The organism is uncultured Sphingomonas sp., from assembly GCF_964237335.1.
Taxonomy (GTDB): domain Bacteria; phylum Pseudomonadota; class Alphaproteobacteria; order Sphingomonadales; family Sphingomonadaceae; genus Sphingomonas.
The window spans coordinates 58,415-72,390 of record NZ_CAXSHM010000016.1 but is presented as its reverse complement, the minus strand read 5'-3'; the positions used below and the strand labels follow the sequence as shown (position 1 = coordinate 72,390).

Below are 13,976 nucleotides of genomic sequence, written 5' to 3'. Positions count from 1 at the left end.
CGTCAACTCAACCGTGCCGCGTCCACCCTCCCGCGCAGCGGGTTCGTGCATCCACTAAAACCGGACATTCCCGTGGCCTATTGCGATGTTGGAATTGCCGTGCGAGCGTCGCGTTTGCTCCTCGCATTGCTGCTTTTTTTGTCGCCGCCCGCCCTGTTGCCGGTCCGTCGCCGAAGTGCGTTTTGGTGTTACCTACTGTTACCTACTCGTTGGATTCGGCGTCATCGGCCGCCGGCGTTGTCCTCGACCCGTCGGCTGCGGCCAACCAAAACGCCGGGTGACGCGGGCGCGGTTTGGCCTTAATCAGCACGCGACGTGCCCACGCTCCATGCCCTCGCCAATCCGCGCCGCTTCCTGTCGATCGCGCGGCCGCTGACGCCCGTCTGTTTCTGGGCAGGCGTGGCGCTGATCGCGGTCGCCTGCTGGGCCGGCCTCGTGCGGACGCCGCCCGATTACCTGCAGGGCGAGACGGTGCGCATCCTGTACATCCACGTCCCCGCCGCCTGGCTCGGCATGGGCGGGTGGAGCGGAATCGCGCTCGCGAGCGCGGGCTATCTGGTGTGGCGACATCCGCTGGCAAGCATCGCCGCGCGCGCGATGGCCGGGCCGGGCGCGGTGTTCGCCGGGCTGTGCCTCGCGACCGGATCGATCTGGGGGCGGCCGACCTGGGGGACGTGGTGGGAGTGGGACGGGCGGCTGACGAGCATGCTGCTGCTGTTCTTCGTCTACCTCGCCTATCTGGCGCTCGCCCGCGCCGACGCGGATCGCGGCGGGGACGGGCGGGTGCCGGCGATCTTCGGCATCGCAGGGTCCGTGCTGCTGCCGATCATCCGCTATTCGGTGGTGTGGTGGAACACGCTGCACCAGGGTCCGAGTATCGGGCTGACAGGCTCCACGATCGACCGCTCGATCCTGTGGCCGCTGCCGATCATGCTGGTGGGCTTCACCTTGCTGTTCGCGGGCATCGTGCTGATGCGGATGCGCGCGATGCTCGCGACCACGCGCGCCGAGGCGCGGCTGCGGCGGATGGCGGCAATATGAGGCCCGACCTTCCCGGAGACGCGGCATGAACCCGTGGCCCTTCGTCACCGCCGCCTATGTCGTGACGCTTGGCGGCGCCGGCGTGCTCGCGCTCGTTAGCTACCTCGCGATGCGCCGCGCCGAGCGGGCGGCCGGCCAGAACGCCCGGAGCGATCGGCGGTGAGGGCGAAGAACCAGCGGCTCGCGCTCGCGGGCCTGGCGCTGCTTGCGGTCCTGGGGGCCGGCGGGCTCGCGCTGTCGGCGCTGAAGGACCAGGCGGCGTTCTTCTACGCGCCGTCGGACGTGGCGAAGGACGGCTTGCCGCTCGGGCGCGCGGTGCGGCTGGGCGGGATGGTGGTCGCAGGCTCGATCGCGCACGCGGGCGACGGCGTGTCGATCCGGTTCGCGGTGACGGACGGGCGCGCGACGACGCCGGTCAGCTTCACCGGCATCACGCCCGACCTGTTCCGTGAGCGATCGGGCGTGGTCGCGGAGGGCGAGTTCCGCCCCGACGGCAGCTTCGCCGCGACCAACCTGCTCGCCAAGCATGACGAGAAGTACATGCCGCCCCAGCTTGCCGCGACGGCGGCGGGGCAGATGCACGAGACGAAGACGCTGAAGCGATGATCGCCGAGGCGGGCCTCGCGGCGCTCTGGCTGGCGGCGGCGCTGGCGGGGCTGCAACTGCTGCTGGCGGCGATGGCGGTGCGGGCGACTGCGCCTTCGGCTTTGATCCTACCAACCGTTCAGGCTGAGCTTGTCGAAGCCCTGTCCTTCTCTTCCGAGCAAGAAGGCAGCCCTTCGACAAGCTCAGGGCGAACGGGGTTTGAGGAGTTGTCCACCCAACTCCTCGCCGCCGTGCGCCCGGTCGCGATCGTGCAGGGCCTGCTCGTGGTCGTGGCGATGGCGGCGCTGATCGCGGTGTTCATGCGCTCCGACATGTCGGTGCTGCTGGTCGCCGAGAACAGCCATTCGGCCAAGCCGCTCCTCTACAAGTTCGCCGGCGCCTGGGGGCAGCACGAAGGGTCGATGCTGCTCTGGGTGACGATCCTGGGCGTCGCCGGCGCGGCGGTGGCGGCGCTGGAGTGGCGGCTCGATGCCCGCACCCTGGTGGCGACGCTGGGCGCGCAGGCCGCGATCGCGCTGGGGTTCTACGCGTTCCTGCTGCTGTCCTCCAATCCGTTCGCGCGCCTCGATCCGGCGCCCAAGGACGGGCAGGGATTGAACCCGCTGTTGCAGGACCCCGGCCTCGCCTTCCATCCGCCGACGCTCTACGCGGGCTATGTCGGCCTGTCGGTCGCCTTCTCGTTCGCGGTCGGCGCGCTGGTGACGCGTGACGTCGGCCCCGCGTTCGCGCGGGCGATGCGGCCGTGGGTGCTGGGCGCTTGGGTATTCCTGACGCTGGGGATCACCGCGGGCAGCTACTGGGCCTATTACGATCTCGGCTGGGGCGGCTGGTGGTTCTGGGACCCGGTCGAGAACGCGTCGCTGATGCCGTGGCTCGCGGCGACCGCGCTGCTTCACTCGGTGACGGTGCTGGCGACGCGCGACGGCCTGCGCGCCTGGACGGTGATGCTGGCGGTGGTCGCCTTCTCCATGAGCATGATCGGCACGTTCCTGGTCCGCTCGGGCATATTGACGAGCGTCCATGCCTTTGCGGTCGACCCACGGCGCGGCGAGTTCATCCTGATGCTGCTGGCGCTTTACATCGGCGGCGCGCTGACGCTGTTCGGCTTGCGGATCGGCACGGTGCGGCAGGGCGCGACGTTCGAGGCCATCAGCCGCGAGGGCGCGCTGGTGGTCAACAACCTGCTGCTGTCGGTGATCCTGGGCATCGTGCTGATCGGCACGCTCTATCCGCTGATCGCGGGCGCGTTCGGGCATCAACTGTCGGTCGGGCCGCCGTTCTTCGACCGCACAGCAGGGCCGATCGCGCTGGGCCTGGGCGTCGCGATGGCCGCGGGGCCGCTGGTGCGCTGGCGACGCGACAGCTTGCGCGCGGTGGTGGACCGGCTGGCGGTGCCGATCCCGGTGACGGTCGCCGCTGCGCTCGCCGCCTGGCTCGGCGGCGTGCCGCTGCTGCCGCTGCTGGGGCTAGCGGTCGCGGCCGGGCTGGCGGTCGCGAGCGTCGCGCCGCTGTGGAAGCGCGACTTGCGGCGGACGCCGCTGTTCACCTGGGGCATGGTCACGGCGCATCTCGGCATCGCGGTCGCGCTGGCGGGGATGGCCTGCGACAGCGCCTTCACCCGCGAGACGCTGGTCGCCGCGCGGCCGGGCGAGGAGCATCGCGTCGGGCCGTGGACGGTGCGGTTCGACGGCGTCGCGCCCCGCGTCGGCCAGAACTGGTCGGCGGTGGAGGCGCAACTGACCGCGACGCGCGACGACGCGTCGCTGGTGCTGCGCCCGCAATCGCGCTTCTTCGCCGACCCGCCGACGACCACCGCCGAGAGCGCGATCGCGACGCTGATGGATGGGCAGCTCTACACCGTACTCGGCGCGCCCGACGGCACCGGGCGCTGGCAGTTGCGGCTGTGGTGGAAGCCGTTCGTGACGCTGATCTGGGCGGGCGGCGCGCTGGTCGCGGTGGGCGGCGCGCTGTCGCTGGTGGGGCGGGTGATGCGCGAGCGCCGCGCGCGGGAGCGTGACGCCTGGCGGTTCTGGGCGGCATGAGGCTAAAGGCGTGAGGAGGTGGCTGCTCTGGCTGCCGCTGACGGTGTTCGCCGTCGTGCTGGCGTTCACGATCCATGGGCTGCAACGGCCGGCGGATCGCACGGTCTATTCGCGCATGGTCGGCCAGGCGGTGCCCGACTTCGCGGCGCCCGCGATGCTGCCCGGACGGCCCGGCGTCGCGAGCGCCGGGCTGCGCGGCCGGCCGCGACTGGTGAACGTGTTCGCCAGCTGGTGCATCCCGTGCGCGGCCGAGGCGCCGCAGCTCGCCGCGTTGAAGCGGCAGGGCGTCGAGGTCGACGGGCTGGCGGTGCGCGACACGCCCGCCGCGGTGACGGCGTTCCTCGCCCGCTATGGCGACCCTTATCAGGCGATCGGCAACGACCGGGAGGCGCGCGCGCAGCTCGCGCTCGGCTCGTCGGGCGTGCCGGAGAGCTTCGTGGTCGACGCGGCCGGGCGGATCGTCAGCCAGCATGTGGGCGACATCCGCGCCGAGGACGTGCCGGCGCTGGTCGCGGCCGTGAAGGCCGCATCGTGAGGCGGACGCTCGCCGCCTTGGCCTTGCTGGCCGCTCCCGCCTTGGCGGAGACGCCGCTGCCGCCCACTGCGCTTGCGAACCACGCGTTGCCGGATCCGCGTCAGGAAGCGGCGGCCAAGGCGCTGATGGGGGAGTTGCGCTGCCTCGTCTGCCAGGGCCAGTCGATCGCCGACAGCGACGCGGACCTCGCCGGCGACATGCGCGCGCTGGTGCGCGAACGCATCCGCGGTGGTGAGACGCCCGAACAGGTCCGCGGCTGGCTGGTCGCGCGCTATGGCGACTACGTCAGCTACAACCCGCCGTTCGACGCGGTGACCGCGCCGCTGTGGCTCGCGCCCGTGCTGCTGCTGGTGGCCGGCGCCGTCGTCGCGCGCGCGAGTTTCAAGCGGCGGCGGCGCGCCTGATGGGCTTCCTCGCGCTGTTGCTGCTGGGGCTGGCGGCGGCTGGCCTGCTCTGGCGGTTGCGCCTCGCGCGGCCGTTGTGGAGCCTCGCAGGCGCGGCGCTGATGCTCGGCGCCACCGGCTATGCGTTGCAGGGGCGCCCGCTGCTGCCGGGGCGGCCGACCGAGGCAAACGCAACGCCGATCGATGTCGACCTCGATCTAGTCGAACTACGTGGCGATCTGTTCGGCCGCTACACCGCCGATGCCGCCTATCTCACCGCGTCGGATGCGATGCTGCGCGCGGGCGACGCGGGCGCGGCGGTGCAGGTTATGCTGGGCGGTATCCGCCACTATCCGGGCAGCATCGAGCTGTGGTCCGGGCTCGGCGCCGATCTCGCCATCCATGACGGCAACCGGGTATCGCCGCCGGCATTGCTGGCGTTCCAGCAGGCGATGCGCCTGTCACCGCGGCATCCCGGACCGCCGTTCTTCGCGGGACTGGCCTATGTGCGCGCGGGCCAGTTCACCGATGCGCGGCCATATTGGCGCCAGGCGCTGGCGCTGGCGCCGGCTGGAACGCCGTATCGTGCGCCGATCGCGGTGCGGCTGGCGTTGCTGGATGCGTATCTGGATCAGATGGCTCGAGCGGGCCGCTGACAGCACCGTCACCCCGGGCTTGACCCGGGGCCCCGCTACCTCCCGAGCAAGCGGAAGAAGCGGGGTCCCGGGTCGAGCCCGGGATGACGAAGGTCTGAGTTATTTCCCTCGGCCGGTCTTGTCCTGGAGCTCGTCGATCTTCTTGGACGCGTCGCCCTTGCTCAGGTGATCGTCGAACTCCTCATGCGCCTCCTCGCTCAGCGTCTTGAGGTAGCTCGCCTGCGCGCCGGTCATCGGCTCGCCGCCCGTCGTCCAGTCGTCCGGGTCCTTGACCGCATTGGAGGTCGGGTGGGTCTTGGGATTCTCGGTCTCGCTCATCGTCAGCTCCTATTGGCCCTGCATCAACACCAATGTTCCTTATCCGTTCCACGCTTCGAATGGCAGATCGAGCGCCTCAGCGACCGCGTGATGGCGGATCTTGCCGTTGGACACGTTCAGCCCGGCCGCGAGGTGAGGGTCGGCCTTCATCGCGGCGTCCGGTCCTCGCGTGGCGAGCTTGATCGCGAACGGCAGCGTCGCGTTGTTGAGCGCGAACGCGGACGTGCGCGCGACCGCGCCGGGCATGTTGGCGACGCAATAATGGATCACGCCGTCGATCTCGAACACCGGGTCCTCGTGCGTCGTCGCGTGGCTGGTCTCGAAACAGCCGCCCTGGTCGATCGCGATGTCGACCATCACGCTGCCGCGCTTCATCGTCTTCAGCATGTCGCGCGTGATCAGCTTGGGCGCGGCGGCACCAGGGATCAGCACCGCGCCGATCACCAGCGACGCATGTTTCACCGCCTCCGCGATCGCCGCCTTCGACGCATAGGCGGTTTTGATCTGGCTGGAGAAGAACATGTCGAGCTCCGCCAGCCGGCTCATGTTGACGTCGTAGATCGTGACGTCCGCGCGCATGCCGACCGCCATCTGCGCGGCGTTGATGCCCGAGATGCCGCCACCCAGGATCGCGACCCGCGCGGGCGCCACGCCCGGCACACCGCCCAGCAGCACGCCGCGCCCGCCCTGTTCCTTTTCGAGATAATGCGCGCCGACCTGCACCGACATCCGCCCCGCGACCTCGCTCATCGGCTTGAGCAGCGGCAGCCCGCCGCCGGGCGCCGTCACCGTCTCATAGGCGATACACGTCGCGCCCGACTTCATCAGCCCTTCCGCCTGCGGCTTGTCCGCGGCGAGGTGGAGATAGGTGAACAGCAGGTGGCGCGGCTCCAGCAGTGCGATCTCGCTGGCCTGCGGCTCCTTCACCTTCACGATCATGTCGGCGGCGGCGAACACCGCGCGCGCGTCGGGCAGGATGGTCGCGCCCGCGGCCTGATAGTCCGCATCCTCGAAGTCGATCCCCGATCCGGCGTGCGTCTCGACGATCACCTCGTGACCCGCCGACACCAGTTCGGCGACCGACGGCGGCGTCAGCCCGACGCGATATTCATGGTTCTTGATCTCCTTGGGCACACCCACGCGCATCGTCGTCTCTCCACTGGTCGGTCCGGTCGCCGTGGCACAACGAGACGGCGGCGGCAAAGTCCCGTTGCGGCCCTCAACACGTGAGTGTATCGCAGCGCGTCGGCGTCACCTCGGGGGCGGTACGCCGTTGATCCTCCCGACCTTTCGCCCGTCCCTTGAGGTTCCGCTCGCGCCGTGAGCATCGATCAATACGGCGTCGCCAGACCGGCGCACGACGCATCGGGCCTGCAGCAGGCGAGCGCGGATCCGCATCGCGACGGCCTGTTGAGACTGGCGGTGGGCGCGGTCGGCATCGTGTTCGGCGACATCGGCACCAGCCCGCTCTACGCGTTCCGGGAGACGTTCGCGGGCCATCACCGGCTGGCCGTCGACGCGCTCCACATCATGGGCGTCGTCAGCCTGATGTTCTGGTCGATGATGATCGTGGTGACGTTGAAATACCTCACCATCATCATGCGCGCGGACAACAAGGGCGAGGGCGGCAGCCTGGCGCTGCTGGCGCTCGTGTCGCACCGCACCAGGACGAAGCGGTGGTCGCGCGGCATCGTCCTGCTGGGCGTCTTCGCGACCGCGCTCTTCTATGGCGACAGCATGATAACGCCGGCGGTGTCGGTGCTGTCGGCGGTGGAGGGCGTCGCAGTCGTCGCACCCAGCTTCGGCGCGCTGGTGCTGCCGCTCAGCCTCGTCATCCTGATCGCGCTGTTCTCGATCCAGTCGAGCGGCACCGCGCGGGTCGGGCTGCTCTTCGGGCCGGTGATGATGGTGTATTTCGCCGTCATCGCGGTGCTGGGGCTGCTGTCGATCGTGCGGACGCCGCACATCCTGCTGGCGCTGTCGCCCCATTATGCGGTGGCGTTCTTCGCCGTCGATCCGCTGCGCGCCTTCCTGGCGCTCGGCTCCGTTGTGCTGGCGGTCGCGGGGGCGGAGGCGCTGTATTCCGACATGGGGCATTTCGGACGCAACCCGATCCGCGTGTCGTGGCTGTTCTTCGTGCTGCCGGCGCTGATGCTCAACTACATGGGGCAGGGGGCGCTGCTGTCGCGGATGGGCACGGCGGCGCTGGAGAGCCCGTTCTACATGCTCGCGACCCCCGGGCTCCGCCTGCCGCTGGTGATCCTGGCGACGATGGCGGCGATCATCGCCAGCCAGGCGGTCATCACCGGCGCCTTCTCGGTGACGCAGCAGGCGATCCAGCTCGGCTTCGTGCCGCGGCTGCGGATCGAGCATACCAGCGCGCGCACCGCGGGCCAGATCTACATCCCGCTCGTCAACTGGCTGCTGGCGTCGGTGGTGATCCTGCTGGTGCTGTTCTTCCGCACCTCGTCCAACCTGACGAGCGCCTATGGCATTGCCGTCACGGGGGCGATGACGATCGACACCTGCTTGCTGACGGTCGCGATCTATCGCCTGTGGCACTGGCCCAAACTCTACGCGATCCCGCTGCTGAGCCTCTTCTTCCTCGTCGACTTCGCCTATCTCGGCGCCAATCTGACGAAGGTGCGGGCGGGCGGCTGGGTCCCGCTGCTGATCGCGCTGATCGTGTTCGTCGTGCTGACCACCTGGGCCAAGGGTCGCGAGCTGATGATCGCGCGGCTGCGCGAGGCGGCGATGCCGGTGAAGGTGTTCATCCAGTCCGCCGCCACCGCCGCCGCGCGCGTGCCGGGCACGGCGGTGTTCATGACGTCGACGGCGGAGGGCGTGCCCCATGCGCTGCTCCACAATCTAAAGCACAACCGGGTCTTGCACGACCGCGTCATCCTGCTGACCGTCAAGATCGCGGACATGCCCTATTATCCCGAAGTCGAACGGTTCGTGCACGAGGATCTGGGCGCGGGCTTCCACCGCTTGGTCCTGCGTTACGGCTTCATGGAGGAGCCGGACGTGCCGGCGAGCCTCAAGCGGCTCCACGCCTGCGGCGCGGACTTCCGGATGATGGATACGAGCTTCTTCCTGTCGCGCCAGACGCTGCTGCCGGCCGAGCATCCCGGCATGTCGATCTGGCGCGAGAAGCTGTTTGCATGGCTGCTCCGCAATGCCGAGAGCGCGATGGAGTTCTTCCGCCTGCCTACCAACCGCGTGGTGGAGCTGGGCAGCCAGGTCGAGATCTGAGCCCGTCCATGCATGAGGGTCCGCACGCGCCGATCATCCTGACCGCGCTTCTGGGCGGCGAGGACCAGGCGTGGTTTGAGGCCTTGCGCCGCGCGCATTTCCCGGCCGAGCGCAACCAGTTGGACGCGCATCTGACGATGTTCCACCACCTGCCGCCCGCCATCGCGCCGGAACTCAAGCGGCGGCTGGTGGAGGCGACGCGCGGGGTGCCGGCGCCGGCGGCGCGGGTAGCGGGGCTGGTGTCGCTCGGCCGCGGGGTCGCCTATCGGATCGATTGCCAGGAGCTTGCGGCGATCCGCGCGGACCTGGCGGATGCGTTCGCGCCGCTGTTGATGCCGCAGGACAAACAGGGCTGGCGCGCGCACGTCACCGTCCAGAACAAGGTCGAGCCCGCAGCGGCCAAGGCCTTGCTCGCCGAGCTGCAGGCCGGCTTCGTCGCCCGCCCGATCCGCATCGCGGGGCTGGAGAGCTGGTGGTATCGTGGGGGACCGTGGGAGGCCCTGTCGCGGCACATGTTCGCTTGACCGGTATCGACGCGCTTTCTATGGCGTCGCCTCCCGCGGGCCGGTCAGTTCCGGGCGGGAACGGGGCGAAGTAGCTCAGCTGGTTAGAGCACGGGAATCATAATCCTGGGGTCGGGGGTTCAAGTCCCTCCTTCGCTACCATATGACTTCAGCGATGGATGAGTTGAGCCTCGCCGTGGTCGGGATCGACTTTCCCAATCGCGACGGCAGCAACCGGCGGTTCGAGCTCCTGCAATGCAATCCCGGCGATCCGGTGTCGCTGCGCCCGGAACCGCGCAACCCGCACGATCGGTTCGCCGTCGCGGTGCTCAGCGAGCGCGGGCACCAGATCGGCTACCTCACCGCCGAGCGCGCGCCGTGGATCGGGGGCCGGTTGCGCAGCGGCGAGGAGGTCGCGGCGGTATTCCAGGGCGTGGCGGGCGGCGCGGCCTATATCCGGGTGGCGTTCGGCGGACGGGCGCCGACGCTGCCGGCCGCGCCCTCTGGCGCTCCCATCGCGCGCGACGACATCGCCGACCCGGATGGTCCGATGTGGGGTGCGTGAGTTGATGCTCAACTTGCCTTCCCGCCGTCATCCCGGGCTTGACCCGGGATCCCGCTTATTCTTCCGTCTTGACCCAAAAGAAGCGGGACCCCGGCTAAAGCCTGTCCTGAGCGACGCCGCAGGCGTCATCGAAGGGGCCGGGGTGACGGTAACGCAGCCACCCGCCGCGCCGACACGATCCGTACCGGCCGTGCCAGCATCTCGCCCTTGAAGAAGCCGCCGTCGGCGATGGGCGCGTCGAAGATATGCTCCACCACGTCCAGCCCCTGCACGACATGGCCGAACGCCGCATAGCCGAGGTTGTCGCCCGGCTTCGTCGGGTCGGCGTCGAGCGAGGGCTGGTCGCCCAGGTTGATCGTGAAGTCGCCCCGCGCGCTGCCCGGCTCCAACCTTGCGATCGAGATCGCGCCGTCGGTGTGGGTGACGCCCGTCTGCGTCGAGGGTTCGTGCGCGATCGGCGGCAGCACGCGCTTGGGCTCGTTCTGCACGCCGAACTGGACGAAGCCATAGCGTGGGCCACCCCTGGCGGCGCGGTAGAAGGTGACGCCGTCCAGCCGATGCCCGTCGACATAGCGCAGGAAGTTGGCGGTGGTGATCGGCGCACGCGCCTGTTCGAGGTCGAGCACGATCTGCCCCTCGTCGGTCACGAGCGCGACCCGCACCATCCCCGGCGCGGGCGGCGGCAGCGGCGCGGGCGCGACGGGCGTCGGCGTCGGCGTCGGCGTCGGCGTCAGTGCCACCGGTACGGCGGTCGCCTGGATCGTCATCAGCGCGGCGAGCAGCAACATCGCGTCAGTCTCCCTCGAACAGTCCGCCCGGATCGTTGACCACCAGCATCGCGTCGGGGCGGGCGAGCGCGATCAGCGTCAGGCCATGCGCGCGGGCGTGGTCGATCGCCAGCGTCGTCGGCGCGGATATCCCGACGAGCAGCGGCGCGCGCGCGACCAGCGCCTTGTCCACCATCTCGAAGCTGATCCGCGAGGTGACCAGCAGGAACGCGGCCGCGATCCCGTCGAGCGCGAGATGCCCGACCAGCTTGTCGAGCGCATTGTGCCGACCGACGTCCTCGAACGCCGCGAGAACCCCGCCGTCCGCGTCGCAGGCCGCGGCGGCATGGACGGCGCCCGTCGCGACGTTGAGCGGCTGATGCGCGCGCAGGCCCGCCAGCGCCGCGAACAGCACAGGCGCTGCGACCTCCGGCAACGGCGGCCGCGCCGCCACCGGCCGCCGCACCTGCTCCAGCGAGGCGATGCCGCACAGCCCGCAGCTCGTGTCGCCGGTGCGGTGGCGCACGCGGTCGGCGATCCGCCCGGCGCAGCGGGGCGCGAGCGTCACGCGCAGCATCCACCCCGCCTCCGCCTCGAACGGGTCGACGTCGATCACGTCGGCCGCGCTGTCGGCCAGCCGCTCGGTCAGCATGAAGCCGGTCGCGAACGCGGTCAGGTCAGCGGGCGTCATCATCATGACGGCATAGCCGAAACCATCGACCTCGACCGCGACCGGCGCCTCGACCGCGATCGTGCGCTCGGCGGGCTCGCTCCCCGAAGGTCGCAAAAGTCGCACCCTCCTCGCGTACGAGCGCGCGCTCATGCGACGAGGTCGGCGGGCGTATTGACGTTGGCGAGCGGGCCGGGGGCGGGGACCGGCGTCGCGCCGATGTCGAGCGCCCAGCGGCGGATCGACAGCCGCCCGTCCTTCGCGCCCGGTGTCGCACCAGCCAGCCGCTCGACGAGCGCCGGCCCGAGCGTCACGGGCCAGACGCCCAGGATCGGCGCGTCGGCGCAGAAGACCGAGCCGCCGGCCGCCAGCAACCGCCCGATCAGCGCGCCCGGCACGTCGGGCATGTCGCACGCGATCGTCATCACCGCATCGAAGCGTTCCGCGCCCGCATGGGCCAGCGCCCCCGCGATGCCCCCGAGCGGGCCGAGGCCGGGCGAGGGCAGGTCCGCGACACTCGGCAACCCACCCCAAGCGCGCCCGACCACCACCACCCGCCCGCACCACGGCGCGAGCGCATCGGCCGCCCACCCGATCATCACCCGCCCGCGCCAAGGGGCCAGCGCCTTGTCCGACCCGAACCGCGAGGCGGCGCCACCGGCGATCAGCGCGCCGAGGATGCGCGGGCTCATGCACGCACGCCTAAGCGGTCGGGGTGGGGAAGACGGTGCATGCCCGGCAGGCATAGCCCGACGGTCCGCGATCGGACAGCGGCCGCGCTCCGGCGGTCACCGGTCGGCCGGAGGCCGGCGATAGACCAGCGTCTGTCGCTCGTCGGCAAAGCGCGCCGGGCTTACGGTCTCGGTCAGGGTCGAGCCATCGTCGGACAGCCGGTCCTCTCCAATCAGATAGGGGCGTCCATTCAAGCGCTCCGTCCAGTGCAGCGAGCCATCCGCTGCCTGGCCGACCTGCAAGGTCGCGCTGCTCGTCGCCGTGACGCCCTGATCGACCGCCGGTGGCCCATCGACGCCGACGACGTAGAAATTGCCGTCCGCAGGCGATCCCCAGCGCAAACGCCCGCCGCCCGCATCGCCGAGCGACAAGGTGTTCGCCGCATTTATGCCGAGGCGCGTGCTGCGCCACCGGCCCGCCAAGCCTGTTCCCGGTCCCGTCCGCAGCAGGGTTTCCGGCGGGCCGCTCGCGCCATCGGTCGCGATGGTCATCGTGCGCCCGTCGGGCGAAACGGTGAGCGTGCTCTGGTCGACCACGTGGCCATGGATGCGATGCGCGCGCCGCCATCGCATAGCGCCCATCGCCGCGAGCATCGTCTCGCGCCCCCCGATGGTCGGGTGGAACCGGCCGTCATCGGGCAGGGTGAAGCTGACCGCCCCGAAGTCGAAGAGATAGCCTGCTGGCGTATGCTCAATCATGGTCACCTCACCCCGAAAACGGCTCGCCGCACGGTCCAGCCGCCATTCGCCGACGAAACGCGCGATCGAGGGCATCGGCTTGGCCGGCGAGGTCGCCGATGTCAGCAGGGCGGCAAGGAGGATCATCCTCACGACTATTCGCCCCTCCAGGATTTTCGGAGCGGTTAGCGACGATGCCGTCGCATGGGAATAGCGTTGGCGGCTGCGGCGCTTTGGCGCCCGCATAGCCGAGCCGGAAGCCGCTGGACAGCGGGTGGAGACGGCAGTCCGCAGCCAAACTATTCCTGCGGGCCCAGCCTGCGTTGTGGGATGGTGTAGGCGGCGAGTATCGCGGGCGGCTGACCTGCCTCCGCCGGGACCGACGCCCGCGCAGGATCCACCGGGACCGACGCCGCCCTGGCGATCACCGCCCTTGGCGACATCGCCGACACGGATGCTGACCCCGGCGCCCCGGTGATCGATGTCGCCGCGACCATCACCGGCGGTGCGTCTGGCGCCATCACCGTAGCCACCGCGGCATGCCGCTGCGCATAGTGGGCGAGCGCGACCCGATACGCATCGAAGGCGTCGTAGAAGCTCGTGAACGGCGCCTCCAGCCGCTGCAGCGCCGCCTCGGCCCAGGGATCGAGATTGGACGGCTCCACGACGGCGGCCTCGTGCAGCACCGTACGCGCCTCGGAACAGAAACGTTCCTGCGCCGGCGGTTGCGCGAAGAAGTTGTACAGTTTCGTCATGTCGCCGTCGTGATGCTCCCGCCAGCTTGCGCCGAACCGTCTCTGGTATAGCGCCTCCGTTCGCGCGCTGGCGTCCGCGAGGTGGGCGACGTGATCGGTCAGCAGCGCATTGTATCGCGCGACCAGATCGTCCCCCGCCACGCCGCGGCAGCCGAGCGCCGCGACGTTCAGCGCGACGCGCAGATGCCATAGCGCCTCACCGGCCGCGAGATCACGATTGGGCGTCTTCCATGCGCCCTTCTCGTCGCGCGGGGGCAGCGCGAAGGCCGGGGCCGCATGCCCCGGTGGCAATGGTGCCACGTCCTGTGCACCCGTGCCGGCCGGCCCAAGGTCCTGCGCCATGGCCGGCGCACCCGCACCCAGCATCCCGGCCGTCAGCATCGCGATCAGTCGCTTCTTCATCGGTGGGTCCCCCTCGTCTGTTGAGGGAGGATCACCCGCGCCCGATGACTGAAATCTTGCCTGACCTGC

The 13,976-nt window shown here is 70.2% G+C and carries 17 protein-coding genes and 1 tRNA gene; 11 read left to right on the top strand and 7 right to left on the bottom strand.

Translation table 11 applies throughout. The features are described from left to right. Nucleotides 1-315: 315 nt before the first annotated feature. Genes ccmC through ACFE65_RS09890 form a run of 7 tightly spaced genes read left to right on the top strand, consistent with a single transcriptional unit; the run spans nt 316 to nt 5,263 of the window. Entirely contained in the window at nt 316-1,041 is a 726-nt protein-coding gene (ccmC, locus tag ACFE65_RS09920) for a heme ABC transporter permease CcmC (protein ID WP_375382200.1), read from the top strand. A 25-nt stretch (nt 1,042-1,066) separates the two neighbouring features. Further along, nucleotides 1,067-1,204 (top strand): hypothetical protein, encoded by a 138-nt coding sequence (locus ACFE65_RS09915; RefSeq protein WP_375382199.1) that lies wholly within the window; start codon nt 1,067-1,069, stop codon nt 1,202-1,204. Next, a complete protein-coding gene (gene ccmE, locus ACFE65_RS09910) occupies nt 1,201-1,647 on the top strand; it encodes a cytochrome c maturation protein CcmE (protein WP_375382198.1) in 447 nt (148 codons plus the stop codon). Before ACFE65_RS09915 ends, ccmE begins: the two co-directional genes overlap by 4 nt. Next, nucleotides 1,644-3,689, top strand: coding sequence for a heme lyase CcmF/NrfE family subunit (locus tag ACFE65_RS09905; RefSeq protein WP_375382197.1), 2,046 nt, complete (start codon nt 1,644-1,646; stop codon nt 3,687-3,689). The genes ccmE and ACFE65_RS09905 overlap by 4 nt, the downstream gene beginning before the upstream one ends. A gap of 10 nt (nt 3,690-3,699) precedes the next feature. Continuing rightward, complete coding sequence (locus ACFE65_RS09900) at nt 3,700-4,224, top strand: redoxin family protein (protein WP_375382196.1); 525 nt, start codon at nt 3,700-3,702, stop codon at nt 4,222-4,224. Beyond that, nucleotides 4,221-4,628 (top strand): cytochrome c-type biogenesis protein, encoded by a 408-nt coding sequence (locus tag ACFE65_RS09895; RefSeq protein ID WP_375382195.1) that lies wholly within the window; start codon nt 4,221-4,223, stop codon nt 4,626-4,628. Before ACFE65_RS09900 ends, ACFE65_RS09895 begins: the two co-directional genes overlap by 4 nt. Further along, the gene (locus ACFE65_RS09890) at nt 4,628-5,263 is read left to right on the top strand and encodes a tetratricopeptide repeat protein (protein ID WP_375382194.1); all 636 of its coding nucleotides are present in this window, start codon (nt 4,628-4,630) and stop codon (nt 5,261-5,263) included. The genes ACFE65_RS09895 and ACFE65_RS09890 overlap by 1 nt, the downstream gene beginning before the upstream one ends. A gap of 99 nt (nt 5,264-5,362) precedes the next feature. On the opposite strand, the gene ACFE65_RS09885 is transcribed toward ACFE65_RS09890, so the two are convergent. Together ACFE65_RS09885 and ald are read right to left on the bottom strand one after the other, a co-directional pair. Next, nucleotides 5,363-5,581 (bottom strand): DUF3072 domain-containing protein, encoded by a 219-nt coding sequence (locus ACFE65_RS09885; protein ID WP_375382193.1) that lies wholly within the window; start codon nt 5,579-5,581, stop codon nt 5,363-5,365. 39 nt (nt 5,582-5,620) lie between these two features. After that, on the bottom strand, nt 5,621-6,727 hold the full coding sequence (gene ald, locus ACFE65_RS09880; RefSeq protein WP_375382192.1) for an alanine dehydrogenase: 1,107 nt from the start codon (nt 6,725-6,727) through the stop codon (nt 5,621-5,623). Between the two features lie 225 nt (nt 6,728-6,952). On the opposite strand from ald, the gene ACFE65_RS09875 reads away from it, so the two are divergent. The 4 genes from ACFE65_RS09875 to ACFE65_RS09860 all read left to right on the top strand — a co-directional run bounded on the left by ACFE65_RS09875 (nt 6,953) and on the right by ACFE65_RS09860 (nt 9,904). Next, complete coding sequence (locus ACFE65_RS09875) at nt 6,953-8,836, top strand: potassium transporter Kup (RefSeq protein WP_375382204.1); 1,884 nt, start codon at nt 6,953-6,955, stop codon at nt 8,834-8,836. Between the two features lie 8 nt (nt 8,837-8,844). After that, nucleotides 8,845-9,360 carry a 2'-5' RNA ligase family protein gene (locus ACFE65_RS09870; RefSeq protein ID WP_375382191.1) on the top strand — a complete coding sequence of 172 codons (516 nt, stop codon included), beginning with the start codon at nt 8,845-8,847 and terminating at the stop codon, nt 9,358-9,360. Between the two features lie 64 nt (nt 9,361-9,424). Next, a tRNA-Met gene (locus tag ACFE65_RS09865) sits at nt 9,425-9,501 on the top strand. Nucleotides 9,502-9,514: 13 nt separating this feature from the next. After that, nucleotides 9,515-9,904 carry an HIRAN domain-containing protein gene (locus ACFE65_RS09860; protein WP_375382190.1) on the top strand — a complete coding sequence of 130 codons (390 nt, stop codon included), beginning with the start codon at nt 9,515-9,517 and terminating at the stop codon, nt 9,902-9,904. Nucleotides 9,905-10,029: 125 nt separating this feature from the next. Here the strand turns inward: ACFE65_RS09860 and ACFE65_RS09855 are convergent, their stop codons facing one another. The 5 genes from ACFE65_RS09855 to ACFE65_RS09835 form a co-directional block, all read right to left on the bottom strand. After that, nucleotides 10,030-10,692 (bottom strand): peptidylprolyl isomerase, encoded by a 663-nt coding sequence (locus ACFE65_RS09855; RefSeq protein WP_375382189.1) that lies wholly within the window; start codon nt 10,690-10,692, stop codon nt 10,030-10,032. 4 nt (nt 10,693-10,696) lie between these two features. Continuing rightward, on the bottom strand, nt 10,697-11,494 hold the full coding sequence (fdhD, locus tag ACFE65_RS09850) for a formate dehydrogenase accessory sulfurtransferase FdhD (RefSeq protein WP_375382188.1): 798 nt from the start codon (nt 11,492-11,494) through the stop codon (nt 10,697-10,699). Next, nucleotides 11,491-12,033, bottom strand: a complete 543-nt coding sequence (locus ACFE65_RS09845; RefSeq protein ID WP_375382187.1) for a molybdenum cofactor guanylyltransferase — start codon at nt 12,031-12,033, stop codon at nt 11,491-11,493. The genes fdhD and ACFE65_RS09845 overlap by 4 nt, the downstream gene beginning before the upstream one ends. Nucleotides 12,034-12,129: 96 nt before the next feature. Further along, nucleotides 12,130-12,903 (bottom strand): hypothetical protein, encoded by a 774-nt coding sequence (locus ACFE65_RS09840; RefSeq protein WP_375382186.1) that lies wholly within the window; start codon nt 12,901-12,903, stop codon nt 12,130-12,132. A 146-nt stretch (nt 12,904-13,049) separates the two neighbouring features. Then, nucleotides 13,050-13,907: an SPOR domain-containing protein gene (locus ACFE65_RS09835; RefSeq protein WP_375382185.1), complete on the bottom strand. Its 858-nt coding sequence runs from the start codon at nt 13,905-13,907 to the stop codon at nt 13,050-13,052. Between the last annotated feature and the right edge of the window lie 69 nt (nt 13,908-13,976).